Source organism: Streptomyces sp. NPDC028305, assembly GCF_055569495.1.
Map to the genome: position 1 here is coordinate 952,571 of NZ_JBVHTN010000002.1, position 18,918 is coordinate 971,488.

General features: G+C 74.2%; 17 protein-coding genes. 9 read left to right on the top strand and 8 right to left on the bottom strand.

Annotation, left to right across the window (positions count from 1 at the left end):
* Positions 1-64: 64 nt before the first annotated feature.
* From ACZ4WQ_RS10360 to ACZ4WQ_RS10375, 4 genes are all read right to left on the bottom strand, one after another.
* On the bottom strand, positions 65-1,783 hold the full coding sequence (locus tag ACZ4WQ_RS10360; RefSeq protein ID WP_385343436.1) for a GAF domain-containing sensor histidine kinase: 1,719 nt from the start codon (positions 1,781-1,783) through the stop codon (positions 65-67).
* An 81-nt stretch (positions 1,784-1,864) separates the two neighbouring features.
* Positions 1,865-2,761 (bottom strand): universal stress protein, encoded by an 897-nt coding sequence (locus ACZ4WQ_RS10365; RefSeq protein WP_385343439.1) that lies wholly within the window; start codon positions 2,759-2,761, stop codon positions 1,865-1,867.
* Between the two features lie 130 nt (positions 2,762-2,891).
* Positions 2,892-3,278, bottom strand: coding sequence for an ATP-binding protein (locus ACZ4WQ_RS10370; protein ID WP_311723353.1), 387 nt, complete (start codon positions 3,276-3,278; stop codon positions 2,892-2,894).
* Positions 3,279-3,490: 212 nt separating this feature from the next.
* Positions 3,491-5,872, bottom strand: coding sequence for a phosphoketolase (locus tag ACZ4WQ_RS10375; RefSeq protein WP_398375361.1), 2,382 nt, complete (start codon positions 5,870-5,872; stop codon positions 3,491-3,493).
* Between the two features lie 171 nt (positions 5,873-6,043).
* Between ACZ4WQ_RS10375 and ACZ4WQ_RS10380 the strand changes: the two genes are divergently transcribed.
* The 3 genes from ACZ4WQ_RS10380 to ACZ4WQ_RS10390 all read left to right on the top strand — a co-directional run bounded on the left by ACZ4WQ_RS10380 (position 6,044) and on the right by ACZ4WQ_RS10390 (position 7,983).
* Positions 6,044-6,493, top strand: a complete 450-nt coding sequence (locus tag ACZ4WQ_RS10380; protein ID WP_311723132.1) for a Crp/Fnr family transcriptional regulator — start codon at positions 6,044-6,046, stop codon at positions 6,491-6,493.
* Positions 6,494-6,547: 54 nt separating this feature from the next.
* Positions 6,548-7,144 carry a TlpA family protein disulfide reductase gene (locus ACZ4WQ_RS10385; protein ID WP_468022142.1) on the top strand — a complete coding sequence of 199 codons (597 nt, stop codon included), beginning with the start codon at positions 6,548-6,550 and terminating at the stop codon, positions 7,142-7,144.
* Positions 7,145-7,281: 137 nt separating this feature from the next.
* Positions 7,282-7,983 (top strand): response regulator transcription factor, encoded by a 702-nt coding sequence (locus tag ACZ4WQ_RS10390; protein WP_311723130.1) that lies wholly within the window; start codon positions 7,282-7,284, stop codon positions 7,981-7,983.
* Between the two features lie 219 nt (positions 7,984-8,202).
* Here the strand turns inward: ACZ4WQ_RS10390 and ACZ4WQ_RS10395 are convergent, their stop codons facing one another.
* Together ACZ4WQ_RS10395 and ACZ4WQ_RS10400 are read right to left on the bottom strand one after the other, a co-directional pair.
* Positions 8,203-9,084 carry an MOSC domain-containing protein gene (locus ACZ4WQ_RS10395; RefSeq protein ID WP_468022143.1) on the bottom strand — a complete coding sequence of 294 codons (882 nt, stop codon included), beginning with the start codon at positions 9,082-9,084 and terminating at the stop codon, positions 8,203-8,205.
* Between the two features lie 99 nt (positions 9,085-9,183).
* Entirely contained in the window at positions 9,184-9,684 is a 501-nt protein-coding gene (locus ACZ4WQ_RS10400; RefSeq protein ID WP_358843584.1) for a DUF6643 family protein, read from the bottom strand.
* 255 nt (positions 9,685-9,939) lie between these two features.
* Between ACZ4WQ_RS10400 and ACZ4WQ_RS10405 the strand changes: the two genes are divergently transcribed.
* On the top strand, positions 9,940-11,259 hold the full coding sequence (locus tag ACZ4WQ_RS10405) for a TerD family protein (RefSeq protein ID WP_358843677.1): 1,320 nt from the start codon (positions 9,940-9,942) through the stop codon (positions 11,257-11,259).
* Positions 11,260-11,276: 17 nt separating this feature from the next.
* On the opposite strand, the gene ACZ4WQ_RS10410 is transcribed toward ACZ4WQ_RS10405, so the two are convergent.
* Complete coding sequence (locus ACZ4WQ_RS10410) at positions 11,277-12,479, bottom strand: glycosyltransferase (RefSeq protein ID WP_394816723.1); 1,203 nt, start codon at positions 12,477-12,479, stop codon at positions 11,277-11,279.
* Positions 12,480-12,555: 76 nt separating this feature from the next.
* On the opposite strand from ACZ4WQ_RS10410, the gene ACZ4WQ_RS10415 reads away from it, so the two are divergent.
* A complete protein-coding gene (locus tag ACZ4WQ_RS10415; protein WP_468022144.1) occupies positions 12,556-13,362 on the top strand; it encodes a glutamate racemase in 807 nt (268 codons plus the stop codon).
* 89 nt (positions 13,363-13,451) lie between these two features.
* Positions 13,452-14,021 (top strand): NfeD family protein, encoded by a 570-nt coding sequence (locus ACZ4WQ_RS10420; RefSeq protein ID WP_311723124.1) that lies wholly within the window; start codon positions 13,452-13,454, stop codon positions 14,019-14,021.
* 136 nt (positions 14,022-14,157) lie between these two features.
* On the opposite strand, the gene ACZ4WQ_RS10425 is transcribed toward ACZ4WQ_RS10420, so the two are convergent.
* Entirely contained in the window at positions 14,158-15,210 is a 1,053-nt protein-coding gene (locus ACZ4WQ_RS10425) for an O-antigen ligase family protein (RefSeq protein WP_398375371.1), read from the bottom strand.
* A gap of 252 nt (positions 15,211-15,462) precedes the next feature.
* Between ACZ4WQ_RS10425 and ACZ4WQ_RS10430 the strand changes: the two genes are divergently transcribed.
* The 3 genes from ACZ4WQ_RS10430 (at position 15,463) to ACZ4WQ_RS10440 (ending at position 18,867) form a co-directional block, all read left to right on the top strand.
* The gene (locus tag ACZ4WQ_RS10430) at positions 15,463-15,942 is read left to right on the top strand and encodes an NUDIX hydrolase (RefSeq protein ID WP_311723122.1); all 480 of its coding nucleotides are present in this window, start codon (positions 15,463-15,465) and stop codon (positions 15,940-15,942) included.
* Positions 15,943-15,997: 55 nt separating this feature from the next.
* The gene (locus tag ACZ4WQ_RS10435; protein WP_311723121.1) at positions 15,998-16,819 is read left to right on the top strand and encodes a 3-hydroxybutyrate dehydrogenase; all 822 of its coding nucleotides are present in this window, start codon (positions 15,998-16,000) and stop codon (positions 16,817-16,819) included.
* A 143-nt stretch (positions 16,820-16,962) separates the two neighbouring features.
* Positions 16,963-18,867, top strand: a complete 1,905-nt coding sequence (locus ACZ4WQ_RS10440; protein WP_311723120.1) for a helix-turn-helix domain-containing protein — start codon at positions 16,963-16,965, stop codon at positions 18,865-18,867.
* Positions 18,868-18,918 lie beyond the last annotated feature (51 nt).

Below are 18,918 nucleotides of genomic sequence, written 5' to 3' on the forward strand. Positions count from 1 at the left end.
GGAAATACGTGGATTCGTCGAAGAGAGAGCAATATCACGAGGTCGGGCCCTCCGTCGCGTAAGCTCAGCCGGTTGCCAGGGGTACCCGCCACACCAGCCGCGTACCTCCCGCCTCGGGCGCCTCGATGTCCAGCGTGCCGTCGTGGAGCCCGGCCCTGGAGCGCATGTTGACCAGGCCGCCGCTGGGCGCGCTGCCGCCCATGCCCACGCCGTCGTCGGCGACCACCAGGGTGAGCCCCACCCCGACGCTCAGCCGTACGTCCACCCGCCGCGCCCGCGCGTGCCGGGCGGTGTTGCTGAGCGCCTCGGCGAGCACCGCCAGCACCTGGTCGGCCACTTCGTCCGGCACATCGGTGTCGACCGGGCCCTCCACCACCAGCGCCGGGGTGAAGCCGAGCACATCGGACGCCGACCGGATGGCCTTGGCCAGGCGCCGCCGCAGACCGCCGGCCTCCGCGTCGCCGTCCCCGACCACCCGAAGCGCGAAGATCGTGGAACGGATGATCTTGATGGTCTCGTCCAGGTCGTCCACCGCCCGCCCCACCCGCTCCACCGCCTCGGGGTGCTCGATCAGCCGCCCCGCGCTCTGGAGCGTCAGCCCCGTCGCGAACAGCCGCTGGATCGCCAGGTCGTGCAGATCGCGGGCGATCCGGTCACGGTCGTGACGCAGCGCCAGCCGCTCGGACTCGGCCCGGTGCCGGGCCAGTTCCAGGGCCAGCGCCGCCTGCGCCGCGAAGCCGGAGAGCAGTTCCACCTCGTGGTGGTCGAACGGCGGGCGCCCGGCGAGCCGGCACAGCCGCAGCGCCCCCGAACTCCGCTCGCCCGCGACCAGCGGAACGGCCACCAGCGGGCCGAACTCCCCCTCCCGGGCCGGGATCGGCCAGGCCCGCGGATCGCCCCGTACGTCGCCGCTGGCAGCCGGCCGGCCCGTGCGCGCGGCCAGCCCGGCCAGCGACCCCTCCGACGGCACCACCTGCCCGCCGAGCCGCTCCGCGTCATGGCCCTCGGCCACCTCCACCAGCAGGCTGCCGGTCCCCTCGACCGGCAGCAGCACCGCCGCCGAGTCGGCCAGGGACACCTGGAGGGCGAGGCGGGCGATCAGGCTCAGCGCCTCGCCCGAGGGGGTCCCGGCCAGCAGCGTCCGGGTGATCACACCCGACGCCTCCAGCCACTGCTCGCGGCGCCTGCTCTCGTGGTACAGCCGCGCGTTGTCGATGGCCACGCCCGCCGCCACCGACAAGGTGGTCAGCACCGCCTCGTCCTCGGGGTCGAAATCGGCGCCGCCGCGCTTCTCGGTCAGATACAGGATCCCGAAGACCTCGTCGCGGACCCGGATCGGCACCCCCAGGAACGAGTGCATGGGCGGATGGTGCTCCGGGAAGCCCCGGCTGGACGGATGGGCCGCCAGATCGGTCAGCCGCAGCGGCTGCGGACGGCGGATCAACTCGCCGAGCAGACCGTGGCCACCGGGCAGCGGCCCTATCCGCCGCGCCAGCTCCTCGGATATCCCCACCGGCAGAAACTCCGACAGCCGGTGCTGGTCGACCACGCCCAGCGCGCCGTACTCGGCGTCGGCCAGCACCACCGCGGCCTCCACGATCCGCCGCAGCACCTGCTCCAGATCCAGCTCGCGGCCGACGTTGAGCACCGCCTCGAGGAGGTTGTGCGTACGGCCCTGCGTGGCGCGCGCCGCGTCGAGCCGCGCCTGAAGCTCGTCGATGAGCTGGTCCAGACGCAGTTGGGGCAGTGCCGGATGGCGCCCCTGATCCCCAGTGCCCGACACCTGGCCTCCGTCGTGCCCGTCAGCCGCTTCAGGGCAGCCTAGCGCCTGCCGTCGAAGGGGGCGCAGGGTCGCCGGGGCCGGTCAGGTCTGCGGGACCACCGCCACCGGGCAGTGCGCATGGTGCAGCACCGCGTGGTTGACCAGGCCCAACTGCATGCCGAAGTGGCCATGGCGCCGCCGCGCCCCCACCACCAGCAGGTCGGAGTGCGCCGACGCGTCCAGCAGCGCCTTGCGCGGCGAGGCCTCGACCACGCGGTGCGCCACCGGCACGGGCGGCAGCGCCGCCGCCGAAAAGCCGCCCAGCGCCTCGTCGAGCAGCTCACCGGCGCGCCGCGCCCGCTCCTCGGGGTTCCCGGGCTCCCCGGCCGCCTCGGCGGCCGCGTAGCGCCAGGCGTGCACCGCCTCCAGCTCACAGCCGCGCAGCCGCGCCTCGCGGAGCGCGAAGGCGTTCGCCGCCGCGCCCGAGGCGTACTCGGGCCCGCCGGGGCGCTCGCGCTCGGCGATGCCCACCGTCACCCGGTTCAGCCGACCCTGCACATTCTCCGGGCGGCCGCGGACCACCACCACCGGGCAGTGCGCACGGGCCGCGATCCCCAGCCCCACCGAGCCCAGCAGCAGCGACGCGAACTCCCCGCGCCCCCGCGAACCCACGACCACCGCGTCCGCGCTCTGCGCGGCGCGCAGCAGGGCCGTCACCGCGTCGTCGGCCGCCACATCCGTCATCACCTTGAGCGTCGAGGAGCGCCGCCCCGCCCGCTCGGCGGCCATGGCCAGCACGGTCTCGCTGCGGATGCGCTCGGCCGGGCGGTCCGGCGAGCCGGCGGGGATGTACCCCTCGTAGCGCTCCCACAGGGACGCGTGCACGATGCGCAGCGGCACTTGGCGCCGCGCGGCCATGTCGGCCGCCCAGTCCAGCGCGTCGAAGGCGGCGTCCGAACCGTCCACCCCCACCACGACGGGAAGCTCCACCGCGCCCACCGCCTCTCATGTCAGCACATGGATACGTTCCTTCCCATTGTCCCGCTGGAAGCCGGTCGGGCGAGGCGGGGCAGGCCGGCGTGCGTGGCGGGAGGTGGCGGGGGTGCCGCGGGAGACAGCGGGGGAGTGCTCAGCGCAGCCGCATCGCGAGCGTCACCACGGCCCCGACGGCGCCCGCGCTGACCGCGAGCCGGTCGGTGACCAGGCGGGTCAGCCACAGCCCGCGTCCGCTGGTCGCCCCGTCCAGGCCCGGCAGGATCCGGGGGATGACGTCTTCGGAGAAGCCGGGGCCCGAGTCGCTGATCCGGCACTCCAGCTCGTCACCGACCCGCCGCAGCAGCAGGCTTCCCTCCCCGCCGGCGTGCTCCACCGCGTTGGTGGCGATCGCGTCCACGGCCAGGACGAAGTCGCCCCGGCGCGCCTCGGCCAGCCCGGCCCAGGCGGCGCACTCCTCGATCTGCACGCGCAGCAGCGGCAACTCGCGTGCGGTGAAACGGCGCTGGAGCAGACGTTCCATGGCTCGATCGGCGGACCACAGGCGGGTTTGCGCCGGCACCGGTGCCTCCTGTTGACGAGTGCGAGTGACAGCAGGGTCGATGAAGCAGCCGAGGGTACGGGCCTTGGGCCGCCCGCGCACGCCGAGACCGAGATTGACGATTCGGGCATCGAACACTTACCGGAAGTGGACGATCGGTGCCCGCAATCTGCTCACCCGCATTCTGCTTGGGGTCAGCCGGGCCAGCTCCATTCCGCCACCTCCGGCATGTCCTCACCGTGCTGCCGGATCCAGGCGTGGTGCCGGTGGCGCATGTCCTCCATGGACTGGCGCAGCCCCGCGGCACGGACCGCGAGCCCCGGCACCCGGTCCAACACGTCCATGACCAGCCGGTAGCGGTCGAGGTCATTGCGCACGACCATGTCGAACGGCGTGGTCGTGGTGCCCATCTCCCGGTAGCCGCGCACATGGATCCGCGGATGGACGGCCCGCCGGTAGGTGAGCCGGTGGATCAGCCACGGATAGCCGTGGTACGCGAAGATCACCGGCCGGTCGCGGGTGAACACCGCGTCGAACTCGTGGTCCGTCAGACCGTGCGGATGCTCCTGACGCGGCAGCAGCTTGGCCATGTCGACGATGTTGACGACCCGGACCGCCAGCTCCGGCAGACGGGTGCGCAGCACGGACGCCGCCGCCAGCGCCTCCTGGGTGGGCACGTCCCCCGCGCAGGCCAGCACCACCTCCGGCTCGCCGTCCGGTCGCTCCGTCCCCGCCCACTCCCAGATGCCGAGGCCTCGCGCGCAGTGGTCGCGGGCCTGCTCCAGGCCGAGCCAGTCGAAGCAGGGCTGCTTGCCCGCCACGACCACATTGACGGCGTCCCGGGTGCGCAGCACATGGTCGGCGACGCACAGCAGGGTGTTGGCGTCGGGCGGGAGGTAGACGCGCACCGTCTGCGGGTCCTTGTTGAGGATGTGGTCGACGAACCCGGGGTTCTGGTGCGAGAAGCCGTTGTGGTCCTGCCGCCACACATGCGAGGTCAGCAGGTAGTTCAGGGCGGCGATCGGCGCCCGCCAGGGGACGGTACGGGCGGTCTGGACCCACTTGACGTGCTGGGACGCCATGCTGGCGACGATGTCGGCGAACGCCTCGTACGAGGAGAACAGGCCGTGCCGCCCGGTCAGCAGATAGCCCTCGAGCCAGCCCTGGCACAGATGCTCGGACAGCACCTCCATGACGCGGCCGTGCGGCCCCAGATGCTCGTCCGTCTCCACCGTCTCGGCCTGCCAGGCCTTGTCCGTCACGGCGTACACGTCCTGAAGCCGGTTGGACGCCGTCTCGTCCGGCCCGACCAGGCGGAAGTCGCGGCGCTCGGCCGTGTCGGCCATCACCTGGCGCAGCATCCCGCCGAGCACTCGCGTCGGCTCGTGCAACCGGGTGCCCGGCTTGTCCACGGCGACGGCGAGGCCGGCCAGGTCGGGCAGCGGCAGCTCGCGCAGCAGCCGGCCGCCGTTGGCGTGCGGATTGGCGCCGAGCCTGCGGTCGCCCGCCGGCACACAGGCCAGCACCTCGGGGCGCGGGCGGCCGTCGGCGCCGAAGAGCTCGTCCGGGCGGTACGAGCGCAGCCACCGCTCCAGCTGTCGCAGCCGCCCGGGATCCTCCCTGACCCTCGCGAGCGGCACCTGATGGGCCCGCCAGGTGCCCTCCACGGGCACCCCGGCCACCTCGGCCGGGCCGGTCCAGCCCTTGGGCGTGCGCAGCACGAGCAACGGCCAGTGCGGCCGCCGCCGCGCCCCGCCGCCCTCCCGCGCGGCCTGCTGGAAGGCCGCGATCCGGTCCAGCGCGACGTCCAGCGCCGCCGCCATGTCGTGGTGCGTCCGCTCCGGGTCCTCGCCGGCGGCTGCGGTGACGTACAGCGGCTCGTGGCCGTAGCCGCGCAGCAGCTCGTCCAGCTCGCCCTCGGGCAGCCTGGCCAGGACGGCCGGATTGGCGATCTTGTAGCCGTTGAGGTGCAGCACCGGCAGGACGGCGCCGTCGTACACCGGATCCAGGAACTTGTCGGCGTGCCAGGACGCGGCGAGGGCCCCCGTCTCGGCCTCCCCGTCGCCGACCACGCAGACGACCACCAGACCGGGATTGTCCAGCGCCGCGCCATAGGCGTGCGCGAGGGAGTAGCCGAGCTCCCCGCCCTCGTGGAACGAGCCGGGCAGCTGCGGCGCGGCGTGGCTCGGCACCCCGCCGGGCGTGGAGAACTGGCGGAAGAGACGGGCCATCCCGGCCAGGTCCCGCCCCACGTCGGGATACAGCTCCCCGTACGTGCCCTCGAGCCAGGCCCCGGCGAACACGGCCGGCCCGCCGTGGCCCGGGCCCCAGACGCACACCGCGTCCAGGTCGCGCGCCGAGATCACCCGGTTCAGATGCGTGTAGACGAGGTTCAGACCGGGACAGGTGCCCCAGTGGCCCAGCAGCCGCGGCTTGATGTGCTCCGGGCGCAGCGGCTCCGCCAGCAGCGGATTGGCGGTCAGATAGATCTGGCCCGCCGCCAGGTAGTTCAGCGCGCGCCAGTGGGCGTCCAGGCTGTGCAGCTCGCGGTCGGTGAGCGTGGCTTGCGGTCCCATGCGTGCCTCCGCGTGGTACCCGGCCCGGGCCGTTCGCGCGGCACCGGACCTCAAGGACCCACCTACGACGATGCCACAAGCGGCGCCCGGCCGCCCTTCGGCCCGTCCGCGCGGTCCGCGCCGAAGGGCGGCCGAGGGGCGCCGAGCAGCGGGAGACGGCACAGTGAGGTCATGATGGGACTTCTCAGCCCGCTGAAGACGGAGCACCGCGACCGGCTGATGGCGCTCGCCCGCGAGGTGTCCTTCCCCTCGGGCGGCCGCATCTTCGAGGAGGGCCGCACGGCCGACCGCTTCTGGATCATCCGCACCGGAGCGGTCACCCTCGACCTGCACGTCCCCGGGCGGCGCGCCGCCGTGATCGAGACCCTCGGCCCCGGCGAGCTGATCGGCTGGTCCTGGCTCTTCCCGCCGGACACCTGGCACCTCGGCGCGGAGGCCCTCAGCCCGGTGCGCGCATACGAATTCGACGCGGAGGCGGTGCGCAGGCTGTGCGACGAGGACACCGAGCTCGGTTACGCGCTCGCCCTCGCCTGCGCCCAGGTGATCGGGCGCCGGCTGCAGTCCGCCCGCACCCGGCTGCTGGACCTGTACGGACCGTATGCCGGCGGCATGTCGCCCTGAACGGACCGGGGACCCGCGCGCCGAGGCGCACCCGCGACCTGCGAAGCTGACCACATGAACACCCGTCATCTCGCCTCCCGTTCGGCCGCCGCACTGGCCGCCGCCCTCTTCCTGTCGGCCTGCGGGACAGGAACGGGCTCCTCCGGGGACGACACCTCGAAGTCGGGTGGCGGCAACGAGGTGATCAGCAGCTACGCGCCGGGCGAGCGCGAGCAGGTGCACGGGATCTCCGGCAAGACGCTCGACGGCAAGCCGCTGGACCTCGCGGACTACAAGGGCCACGTCGTCGTGGTCAACCTCTGGGGATCCAATTGCGGGCCGTGCCGGGGCGAGGCGCCCAATCTGGTGAAGGTGGCCAAGGAGACCGAGGCCGAGGGCGTACGGTTCGTCGGCATCAACACCCGGGACCCGAGCCGGGAGGCGGCCATCAGGTTCGAGGAGGAGTACGGCGTCCCGTACCCCAGCCTCTACGACCAGATGGGCAGGATCGTGCTCAAGCTCCCCAGGGGCAGCGTCAACCCGCAGGCGATCCCCTCGACCATCGTCCTCGACCCCGACGGACGGCTCGCCGCCCGCGCGCTGGCGCCGCTCAGCGAGCGGGATCTGCGCAGGGTGCTGCGGCCGCTGATCGCGGAGAACAAGCGGGCCTGAAGCGGCCCGCGAGCGGGCGTTCGCGGCGGCCGGAGGGCCGAACGGCCCTTACCCCGCGCGGCGTCGGGGCATAAAGCTGGGCGGCGGATCACGGCCGGCGCGCCCCGCGCGCCACTGAGGGAACGGAAGGAGAAGCGGTGGCTTCGACAGCCGACCCCGTGGGGCCCGCCGAGCGCATCGGGGTCTTCCTGCTCGACGACCACGAAGTGGTGCGCCGCGGGCTGCGCGACCTGCTCGACTCGGAGCCCGACCTGTGCGTGGTGGGGGAGGCGGCCAATGCGCGCGAGGCCATCGCCCGCGCCCCCGCCGTCCGGCCCCGGGTCGCGGTGCTCGACGTACGGCTCGGCTCCTCGGCCGACGGAGGCGACCACGAGGGGATCGAGGTGTGCCGCGAGCTGCGGGCCCGGCTGCCCGGACTGGCCTGTCTGATGCTCACCTCCTTCGACGACGACGAGGCGCTCTTCGACGCGATCATGGCGGGCGCGGCGGGCTATGTGCTCAAGCAGATCAACGGCTCCGACCTGGTGTCCGCCGTCCGCACCGTGGCGGGCGGCCGGTCCATGCTCGACCCGGGCGCGACCGCGCGGGTGATGGCCCGGCTGCGCGGGCCACAGCCCAGCGTGCCGGTCGAGCTGGAGCGGCTGTCGCCGCGCGAGCGGGAGATCCTGGAACTCATCGGCGAGGGGCTGACCAACCGCCAGATCGCCGAGCGGCTGTTCCTCGCCGAGAAGACGGTCAAGAACCGCATCTCGGCGATTCTGTCGAAGCTCGGCGTGGGACGGCGCATCCAGGCCGCGGTCATCGCCGAGCGCATCAGGGACCGCCGCGCCGCCGAATGACGTCGCGTGGGGCGCGAGGCCGACTCCCCTTCCGGCTCCGCGCCCCACGCCGCACGGGGCCGCGCCCGTCCGGGTGGCTCCTCACCGCAGTGGAGTGAGAGCCGGCGCGGCCCCCGTGGCGAAGGTGGTTCCCAGGCGCTGGTGATGAGCATCGGCGAGCGGTGTGCACACCAGGAAGGGGCCGAACGGCCCTGATGGCCGGGCCGGACGGGGCCATCGCTACTCGAGGATCTCCACCGCGTCGCCCACCCGCAGCGTTCCGATGCCGCGACCCTCCCCCAAGAGCGCGGCCCGGCCGGGGAGTTCGGGGAGCTCCGGGACCAGATTCTGACCGAAGAAGAGCTCATCACCGAAGCGCCGGTGGCGGGCCAGCGTACGCAGCGGCTCCTTGCCGCGCTGGGCGGTCTCCTGGTCGGTGGTGGTGATCACACACCGGGCACAGGGCTTGGGGACCCGGAAGACAACCTCGCCGATCCGTATCCGCCGCCACGTGTCCTCGGCCCACGGCGCGGTGCCCTCGACGACCACGTTCGGCCGGAAGCGGTTCATCGGCAGCGGACCCTCGTCAGGGTGATCCCCCTGGGCGATGAGCGAGTTGAGCGCGTCCAGCGACGCGGTGGTGGTGAGCAGCAGGGGAAACTCGTCGGCCAGGCTCACGGTCTCGCCCCCGCGCGCGAACTCCGGCGTGAGCGGCCGGCGGCGCGACGGATCGTCCAGATGGACCAGGCGGACCGGGGTGCCCAGAAAGCCGCTCAGCCACTCATCGGCCGCCGCGCCCGCCGGGACCACGTCGACCGCCTCCTTGTGCAGCCACACGGTCGACACCGCCCCCGTGGCGCCCCCGGGCCCGGGCACGGCGACGGTCAGCGGCTCATGCGCGGGCGCGCCGAGCCGGATCCCGCCACCCGGCAGCGGTTCGGCCGAAACCAGTGCCATCCTCGCCTGCTGACGCTGAGTCACATACTTGCCGCCGGGCTCGACGACCATCCACCGCCGGTCTCCGGCGAGCCCCCACGGCTCGACGACCGCCTCATGAGGAGCCGTCCCCGCGACCGACTTGACGGGGTACACATGGACGGCGCTCAGCACTGGGTTGACCATGAGGACATCTTGCCAGCGAGGTCCGACAGCGCCCAGCCCGAGCCACGACACGGACCCGGCCGCCGTGCCCGGGCCCCGCCGCGTCGGGCGCTCAGTGGCTCAGTAGCCGGGCCCCGGCTGCTGCGGCCGCCCCGGGTACTGCTGGCGGCCGTAGGGGTCCTCGTACGGCGAGGGGGCGGGAGCCGCCGGCCGGGGTGCCGCGGGGCGCGGCATGGCCGGGCGCATCGCCTCGTAGCCCGAGGGCGCCGCCGGACGCTGCTGCTGCGGAGGCTGCTGCTGCCCTCCCGGGTAGCCGCGCGGCCCCCCCGCCTGCGGCGGGATGTACGGCGAGGGCGCCTGCTGGAGCCCGGCGGGCTGCGGCTGACCGCCACCCCCCTGGTACCCCTGCGAGGGGTTGTACTGGGAGGGCGCGGCCGGCAGTGCCGGCAGCGCGGAGGGGAGCGCCGGGAGGTGGCTGCCGGTGTCGTACGGCGGGGCCACCCGGATGGGCGCGATCTGCGGTGTCCCCCGCTCGGCGACGAGGCTGTCGTAGATCGGGGTGTCCGGGAAGGACGACGAGGAGTAGTAGCCGCTGCCGTAGCTACCGCGGGGGGAGGTCATAGCCCATAAGTTAAGCCCACGATGTGCCGATTGGGGAGTCCGGTAAGAAGGTTGTTTTACCCGCTGGGAGCGGCTTGGGTTCCCCAACCCGAGCGAACCAGGGAAAAACGGTCGCAGGGTACGTTGAGATCCTGTAAAGAGCGCGTTTTCGGCGGGTTACCGGCCGCGGTCCGCCGATCGGGTGGACCTCGGGCCCGGTGGCCCGGCCGGGGGCCCTGATGAACGAATGAAGAAAGGCAGGGGGACAGCATGGCGATGCGCAAAGGCAGCAATGTTCCGGTTCCGGCGTCGGCGGTGCGGGTCGAACTGGGCTGGCGCACCGGCCCGGGGGTGCCGGATGTCGACGCCTCGGCGCTGCTGCTGGCATCCGGAAAGGTCCGCTCCGACGCGGACTTCGTCTTCTACAACCAGCCGGCACACTCCTCGGGCGCCGTGCGCCACGAGGGCAAGCGGACCGCCGGTGACACCGTGACCGACACGCTCGCGGTGGACCTCGACCGGGTCGAGCCCGCCATTGAGACCGTGGTGCTCGCCGCGTCTTCGGACGGCGGACACTTCGGCCGGGTCCCGGGCCTGTTCATCCGGGTGCTGAACGCCTCGGGTGGCGCGGAGATCGCGCGTTTCGACAGCGAGGACGCCACCGTCGAGACCGCCTTCGTGTTCGGCGAGCTCTACCGCCGGCAGGGCGCGTGGAAGTTCCGGGCCGTCGGCCAGGGTTACAGCAGTGGACTCGAGGGCCTGGCCACGGACTTCGGCATCAGCGTCGACGAGCCACAGCACACCCCCGCCGCCCCGGCCGCGGCCCCCGCGCCCGTACCGCAGTCCGCGCCACTTCCGCCCATGCCGCCCGCGCCGCCCGTCGGGGCCGCCGTGCCGCTTCCGCCGCCGACGGCGCCCGCCTACCCGGCCGCCGCGCCCCCGGCCCCCGCCGCCCCGGTGAGCCTGTCCAAGATCACCCTGACCAAGGAGGCCCCCTCCGTCTCGCTCACCAAGCAGGGGGGCACCTCCGGTGCCATGCGGGTGAACCTCAACTGGCAGGTGCGCAAACAGTTCAAGGGCTGGGGCCAGAAACTCGGCAAGGCCATCGCCATGCACGGGGACCTCGACCTCGACCTGGGCGCGCTGTTCGAGCTCGCCGACGGCAGCAAGGGCGTGGTGCAGTCGCTCGGAAACTCCTTCGGCTCGCTGCACCAGCCACCGTTCATCCACCTCGACGGCGACGACCGCACCGGCGCCCAGGCGTCCGGCGAGAACCTCACCATCAACCTCGACCACAAGAACGCGTTCCGCCGCATCCTCGTCTTCGTCACGATCTACGAGGGCGCCCGCAGCTTCGCCAATCTCAATGCCACGGTCACCCTCCAGCCGCAGCACGGCGCGCCCATCGACTTCTCGCTCGACGAGTGCACCGTCCCCTCCCCGGTCTGCGCCCTCGCGCTGATCACCAACACCGGTGGAGACCTCGTGGTCCAGCGCGAGGCCCGCTACCTGGTGCCCGAACGTGGCGTCAGCCCCCAGCGCACCCTCGACTACGCCTACGGCTGGGGCATGAACTGGACACCCGGCCGCAAGTGAGCGAGTGAGACGTGCCGTCAGGGCGCGGCGCCGGGGCGGGCGTAGGTCCGCCCCTTCCACGCCGCGCCGCGCCCCTGATAGTGCCGCACCGCCGAATCCAGGGTCATCAGCAGGTACAGCAGCGCCGTCACCGGCAGCAGCGGGGCCAGCCACAGCGTCTGCCGGTAGTAGCGCAGCATGGGGACGTATGTCGCCGCCATCAGCGCCCACGCGGCGGCCCCCGCCGCCCACAGCGCCGGCCGGTCCGCCACCAGCCCCGCGCACAGCGCCACCGGGGGCACCAGGTACACCAGCGCGAGCCCGGCCACCGTGGCCACCAGCAGCGGCGGGCTGTGCCGCAGCTGTGCGTAGGCGCTGCGCGAGACCATCCGCCACAGCTCGGCGAGCCGCGGATAGGGCCGCACACTGTCCACCCGGTCCGCGAGCCCCAGCCAGATCCTTCCGCCACCGCGCTTCACCGCCCGGGCCAGCGCCACGTCGTCGATGACCGCGTGCCGGACCGCCTCCGGGACCCGGGCGCGCTCGGCCGCCTCCCGCCGCAGCAGCACACACCCGCCCGCGGCCGCCGCCGTCCGCGCCCCCGCCCGGTTGACCCACCGGAACGGATACAGCTGCGCGAAGAAGTACACGAACGCCGGGACGATCAGCCGCTCCCAGACCGTCGCCACGCGCAGCCGCGCCATCTGCGACACCAGGTCGAGCCCGGAGCCACGGGCCGCCCGCACCAACTCGCGCAGGGAGTCCGGCTCATGCGCGATGTCCGCGTCGGTCAGCAGCAGATACTCGGTGTCCGGGCGGGCCCCGGCGAGCGTCATGCCGTGGCGCACCGCCCACAGCTTGCCCGTCCAGCCCGGCGGCGGCTCGCCCGGCGAGTCCACGGTCAGCGGCAGCCCGCCGTGTTCATCGGCGAGTTCACGGGCCAGCTTGCCCGTGTCGTCCGTACTGCCGTCGTCGACGAGGAAGATCTCCACCGGCCCCGGATAGTCCTGCGCCAGCAACGACGGCAGGCTCACGGGGAGGACGGCGGCCTCGTCCCGGGCGGGGACGACGACGGCCACCGCCGGCCAGCACTCCTCGTCGTCGAGGTTCGCCCCCGGTTCGCCACCGGGGTCCGCCGGTTGGCCGCCGCTGGGCAGCCGGATGTCCGTACGCCAGAAGAAGCCCTGGCCCAGCAGCAGCCAGACCCAGACGACAAGTGACCCGACGGCGATCCACGTCAGCGCGTTCACCGTGGCAGTCTGCCCGACCGGGTGCCCGGCCGCCGGGCGCTCCGGGGCGATCCATTAAGGTGACCGGGTGAAGATCGCGCTCATGGACTCCGGAATCGGCCTGCTCCCGGCAGCGGCCGCGGTGCATCGGCTCAGGCCGGACGCCGATCTCGTCGTCTCCTCGGACCCCGACGGCATGCCCTGGGGACCCCGTACCCCCGAGGACGTCACCCAGCGCGCGCTGGCCTGCGTCCGCGCCGCGGCCGCGCACCGCCCCGACGCGGTGATCATCGCCTGCAACACCGCCTCCGTGCACGCCCTGCCCGCGCTGCGGGCCGAGCTGGAGCCCGCGCTGCCGGTCATCGGGACCGTACCCGCGATCAAGCCCGCGGCGGCGGGCGGCGGACCCGTCGCGATCTGGGCCACCCCCGCTACCACGGGCAGCCCCTACCAGCGCGGGCTCATCCGTGACTTCGCGGACGGGGTCTCCGTGACGGAGGTGGCCTGCCCGGGGCTCGCCGAGGCCGTACAGCACGCCGACTCCGCGGCGATCGACGCGGCGGTGGCCGACGCCGCGGCCCGCACCCCGCGCGACATCCGGTCCCTCGTCCTGGGCTGCACGCACTACGAGCTGGTCGCCGACCGCATCCGGGCCGCCGTCCAGCCGGCCGACGCACCGCCGATCGCCCTGCACGGGTCCGCCGGGGCCGTCGTCGCCCAGGCCCTGCGCCGGATCGGCGCCGCTGCCGCGCCCGCGGCGGGGGAGGCCCCGTCGGCCCTCTCCCGGGGACGGCTCACCGTCATCCTCAGCGGCCGCGAGGCCGCCCTGCCGGACGTCGCCCTGGCCTACACCGAGGGCCGTCTGCTGGCGCCCGAACCGCTGGCCCGGGGCTGACACCGGCCCGATCGTTCCGAGGCTGTCCTTCCCGGCGTCCTTGCGGCCATCCTCTGCCGGGGTAGCGGAACGTGAGTACCCTGCCAGCTATGGGGCACCACGGCGAGGGCGACGAGCGCGACGAGCGGGCGGCGACCGGGCAGCCGCCCGAGGTCTGGACGGGACGTGCGCACAACCGCGCCCAATGGGTGCTGGCCGCCGGCGGCGCCGCCTGTGTGGCGCTCGGTATCGACCTGGCCGTCGACTCTCCCTGGACCTCGGGTCTTGCCCCCCTCCTGATGTCCGTGATCGGCTGCCTCGCGGCCGGGCTGTTGATGCTCTTCGGCACCCTGGCCTTCGTCCATGTGGCCGTACGGGTCGACGAGGAGGCCCTGGAGGTGCGCTGCGGCCACATCGGGCTGCCGCGCCGCCGCATCCCGCTCAACGACGTGGTCCACGCGGACTTCGCCCCCCGGGTCACCCCGTGCCAGTGGGGCGGCTGGGGCTACCGCTGGCGCCCCGAGAAGGGCACCGCCGTGGTCGTGCGCCGCGGTGAGGGCCTGGTGCTCAGGCTCGGCGACGGCCGGATCTTCACCGTCACCGTGGACGACGCCGAGGCCGCGGTGCGCGTGATCCGCCACCGTCTGCGCGGCATCGCGGCCGGGGCCTCGCGGGCCTAGGCCCCGTCCGGCGGATCTTGACGCCTGTGGCGGGCCCACGCGGCCGAGCCGCACATGGGCAGGGGCTCGACACTGCGGGAAGGGGCGGGGTGGGGGAAGAATCGCCTGTCGCCAAAGGGGACGCCCACCCGCGTGCTCAGCGCGTCGCCGGGAGCGGGTCCAGGGGCGGGGGTACGCCCGCGAAAGGGCCCGGGTCCGCGTCCGGGAGCCGCGCCGTGGCCAGCCCCGCGATCAGGCCGGCCCCGGCGGTCACCTCCGGGAAGCTGAGCGCGTTGCCGAGCACCGACTCGACGGCCAGGGCCGTCAGCGTGGCGGCCGCGGTGAGGACGGCCGGTGTCCGGCGGGGCGAGCGCCACAGCGCGTACAGCAGCCAGCCGAAGGCCGCGCCCAGCAGGGCCGCCCCCGGCAGCCCCTGCCCGGCGGCCTGCTGGAGCGGGGCCGAGGACGGGGTGTCGTCCGAGGCGGTGACCGAGCGCTGGACGGTGGGGCTCAGCTCGCCGAACCGGTCGGGCCCCGCTCCGCGCAGCGGGCCGTGTCCGGCGATCCGTACGGCGTCCTGCCACAGCCGTACGCGGTGCTCGCCCAGCCGGTCGCGCAACGGCGCCGAGAGCCTGTCCGGGAGGGTGTCCTCGGCGATGGCCCAGCAGCCGCCGACGGCCACCGCCGCGACCAGCGCCAGCCCGGCCAGCCCCGGCAGCCGGCGCCGGGCCCGGGCGGCGGCGAGCGAGCACAGCAGCACCAGCGCCCCGGCCGCACAGCCGGCCGGCGACCCGGCCACCAGGGCCGTGGCCGCGATCGCCACGGCCAGCAGGCGCAGGGCCAGCCGGAGCACGGCCGACCGGGCGGCCCAGGCGGCGCCGCAGGCCGCCCCGACGGCGAGCGTGAACAGCGCCGCGTGGGCCGCCCCGTCGTGGCCGCCCGCCCCGTCCGGGACGGTGCAGGCCAGGCCCAGGCCCGCGAGCGCCGCGGCCGTGGCCGAGGCCACCGGCAGCAGCGATCCGGCGATCCGCCCGCACGCGTACCCGGCGGCCACGGCCAGCACGGCGAGCAGTACGCCTTCGGGACGGGCGGTGCGGCCCGCGGCGCACACCAGGGCCCAGGCGGCGCAGCAGCCGAGGACCGCGGAGCCCACGATGTCGGGCGCGCTGCTGTGTTTCCGTACGACAGGCCGTGCCGCTGAAGACGCCATCCCGTTCGACCCCCCGAGTCGTGACGGGCACCGCGTGTCGGACCGGCCGTGCGGCGGCGGGCCCGGGAGGACCCGCCGGAGGCGGCCAAAGGCCGCATGCGGGCCAGGACGGATACCGTAGCGACTGTGGCCGGATATGTGTATATGGTGCGCAGAAATGATGCGGTAGATGTGTGGCAGGTGTGCGGAAGGCATCCGGCTGTGACGGAAATGGCATCCGGTGCCGCTCACCCGGACCGATAGCCTCAGCGCATGCCTACTCCCGACTTCATCCTCGAGCTGCGGGCGACCGCGGGCCACCAACTGCTGTTCCTGCCGGGTGCCAGCGCCGTCGTCCTCGACGACGAGGACAGAGTGCTGCTCGGGCGCCGAGCGGACAACGGCCGCTGGGCGCTCCCCTCCGGCATCCCCGAACCCGGCGAGCAGCCCGCGATGGCGGTGGTGCGGGAGGTGTACGAGGAGACGGCGGTGCGCTGTGTCCCCGAGCGCATCGTGCTCGTCCACACCGCGGAGCCGGTGACCTATCCCAATAACGACGTATGCCAGTTCGTCGACATCTGCTTCCGCTGCCGCGCGGTGGGCGGCGAGGCGCGGGTGAACGACGAGGAGTCCCTGGAAGTGGGCTGGTTCCCGCTCGACTCGCTGCCGGAGCTGGACGAGTACGCGCTGACCCGGATCAAGCGGGCTCTCGAGGACGGCCCGACGTGGTTCGATCCCACTGTCCCGGAGTGAAGTATGTGCCGGGCGCACATCGGTCGGGCCCCGGCCGCCGCCTAGCCTGCCCCTCATGAGCGAGTCCACCACACCGGGCCCCGCCGCCGGGGCCGACCCCGGCCTCGGCGGCCGTACCGCACTCGTCACCGGGGCCGCCGGCGGCATCGGCCGGGCCTGCACCCTCCGGCTGGCCGCCGCCGGGGCCACGGTCCTGGCGGTGGACCAGGACGAGAAGGGGCTCGCGGGGCTCGCCGCGCTGGCGGCCCGGACCGACGGGCGGGGGTCCGGGCCGCCCGGGAGAGTGGAGCCGCGCGCGCTCGACCTGACCGACCTCGACGCCGCCGAGCGGGCCGCCGAGGGCGTCGACATCCTGGTCAACAACGCCGGGCTGCAACTCGTCCGGCCCATCGAGGACTTCCCGCCCGAGGTCTTCTCCCGGGTGCTCACCGTGATGCTGGAGGCCCCCTTCCGGCTGGTGCGGGGGGCGCTGCCGCACATGTACGCCCAGGGCTGGGGCCGGATCGTCAACATCTCCTCCGTCCACGGCCTGCGCGCCTCGGCCTACAAGTCGGCGTACGTCGCGGCCAAACACGGGCTGGAAGGGCTGTCCAAGGTCGCGGCCCTGGAGGGCGCCCCCCACGGGGTCACCTCCAACTGCGTCAACCCCGGCTATGTGCGCACCCCGCTGGTCGAGCGGCAGATCGCCGACCAGGCAGCCGCCCACGGCATCTCCCCGGAGCGGGTCGTCTCCGAGGTCATGCTGGCCGACTCCGCGGTCAAGCGGCTCATAGAGCCGGAGGAGGTCGCCGAGGCCGTCGCCTATCTCTGCGGCCCGCACGCCTCGTTCGTGACCGGCGCCTCGCTCGCCATGGACGGCGGATGGACCGCTCACTGAGCGACCGGCCCTCGGACCGGCTGCCCGGCCGCCCGGCGACCTCCCGACCGGCACGGCCCACGGCGGAGCGGGCGCCGGATCGGGAGCCGGGGTTCGGCCCGGCCACTGGCGAGTTCGAGCCCGGCGGGAGTATCCCTGTGACCATGTCCCATGATCAACCGGAGACCCCGTACCTGGAACTGCTCGCGCGCGGCGCGCCCGCCGAGGCCTACGAGCGGCCGGTGCTGCGCGCCCGCGCCGAGGGGGCGCCGGCCGCCCGGCTCGCGGCCCTGGAGCGCGCCAAGCTGCTGGCCCTGCGCGTCCGCGGCGAGCTGGAGGGGCGCAGACGGCGCGAGGCCGAGCTGTCCGCGCTCTTCGAGACCGCGCACGACCTCGCGGGGCTGCGCGACCTGGACGCGGTGCTCCAGGCCATCGTGCAGCGCGCCCGCTCGCTGCTCGGCACCGAGATCGCGTATCTCACGCTCAACGACCCCCAGGCCGGCGACACCTATATGAGGGTCACCGACGGTTCGGTCTCGGCTCGCTTCCAGCAGCTGCGGCTGGGCATGGGGGAGGGGCTCGGCGGGCTGGTCGCCCAGAGCGCCCGCCCGTATGTGACCGAGAGCTACTTCGACGACGAGCGGTTCCAGCACACCCGGACCATCGACGCGGGCGTCCACGACGAGGGTCTCGTGGCCATCCTCGGCGTGCCGCTGATGCTGGGCAGCGGGGTCATCGGCGTGCTGTTCGCCGCGGACCGCCGCGCCCGTGTCTTCGAGCGCGAACAGATAGCCCTGCTCGGCTCCTTCGCCGCCCACGCGGCCGTCGCGATCGACACGGCCAACCTGCTGGCCGAGACGCGCTCGGCACTCGCCGAGCTGGAGGCCGCCAACGAGATCATCGGGGATCGCAGCGAGGTCATCGAGCGCGCCTCGGAGGTCCACGACCGGCTGACCGAGCTGGTGCTGCGCGGCGGCGGGGTGCACGATGTGGCGGCCGCCGTGGCCGAGGTGCTGAGCGGAACGGTGGAGTTCGCCGAGGCACACAGGGCCCCGGCCACGGCCGTGGACCGCTCCCGGGCCGACGGCCACGCGGTACGGCACGGCGAGGACTGGATCGCCGCGGTCTCCGCGAGCGGCGAGCTGTTCGGCGCGCTCGTGCTGCGCGGCCACCCCCGCCTGGACCCCATGGACCAGCGCACCCTCGAACGGGCCGCCCTGGTGACCTCGCTGCTCCAGCTGGCCCGGCGCACGGCCGACGAGGCGGAACAGCGCGTACGGGGCGAGCTGCTGGACGACCTCCTCGACGCCCCCGACCGCGAGCCGCGGCTGCTGCGCGAGCGCGCCGCCCGGCTGCGCGCGGACCTGGACGCGCCCCATGTCGTCCTCGCCGCCGGAATCGACGCGCCGGACGAGGCGGCCGGGCGGCAGCGCCTGTGGTCCGCGGCCTCCCATCTTGCGGCCACCCGCCACGGCCTGGCCGCCGCCCGCGACGGCGGCACCGTCCTGCTGCTGCCCCTGGCCGAGGGCGAGGGCGGCGCCGATGCCCTGGCCCGCCGCACCGCCCGGGAGCTCGGCACCGCCGTGCACGCGGCGGTCACCGTCGGCGCCTCCGCGCCGGTGGCCGCGCCCGCCGCCGGCCCCGGCGAGGTGGCCTCGGCGTACGCGGAGGCGCAGCGCTGTCTGGAGGCGTTGCGGGTGCTGGGGCGCGGCGGTGAGGGCGCCGCGGCCGAGGACTTCGGCTTCCTCGGCCTGCTGCTGGCCGGCGCCGGCGACGGTGCGGGGGACGCCGCCCGCGTGGCGGGGTTCGTCGCGCGCACCATCGGCGCGGTGGTCGACTACGACACACGGCGCGGTACGGATCTGGTGCGCACCCTCGACGCGTACTTCGCGAGCGGCATGAGCCCGGCCCGCACCAAGGACGAACTGCACGTCCACGTCAACACGGTGGCGCAGCGGCTGGAGCGGGTGGGGCGGCTGCTCGGCCCCGACTGGCAGTCGCCGTCCCGCGCCCTGGAGGTGCAGCTCGCGCTGCGGCTGCACCGCCTGGCCACGGCCGTCGCCCGCTGAACACCGAGGCCCGCCTCGAAGCTTGCCGAAGCGTGTTGAGGGCGGCGGGGG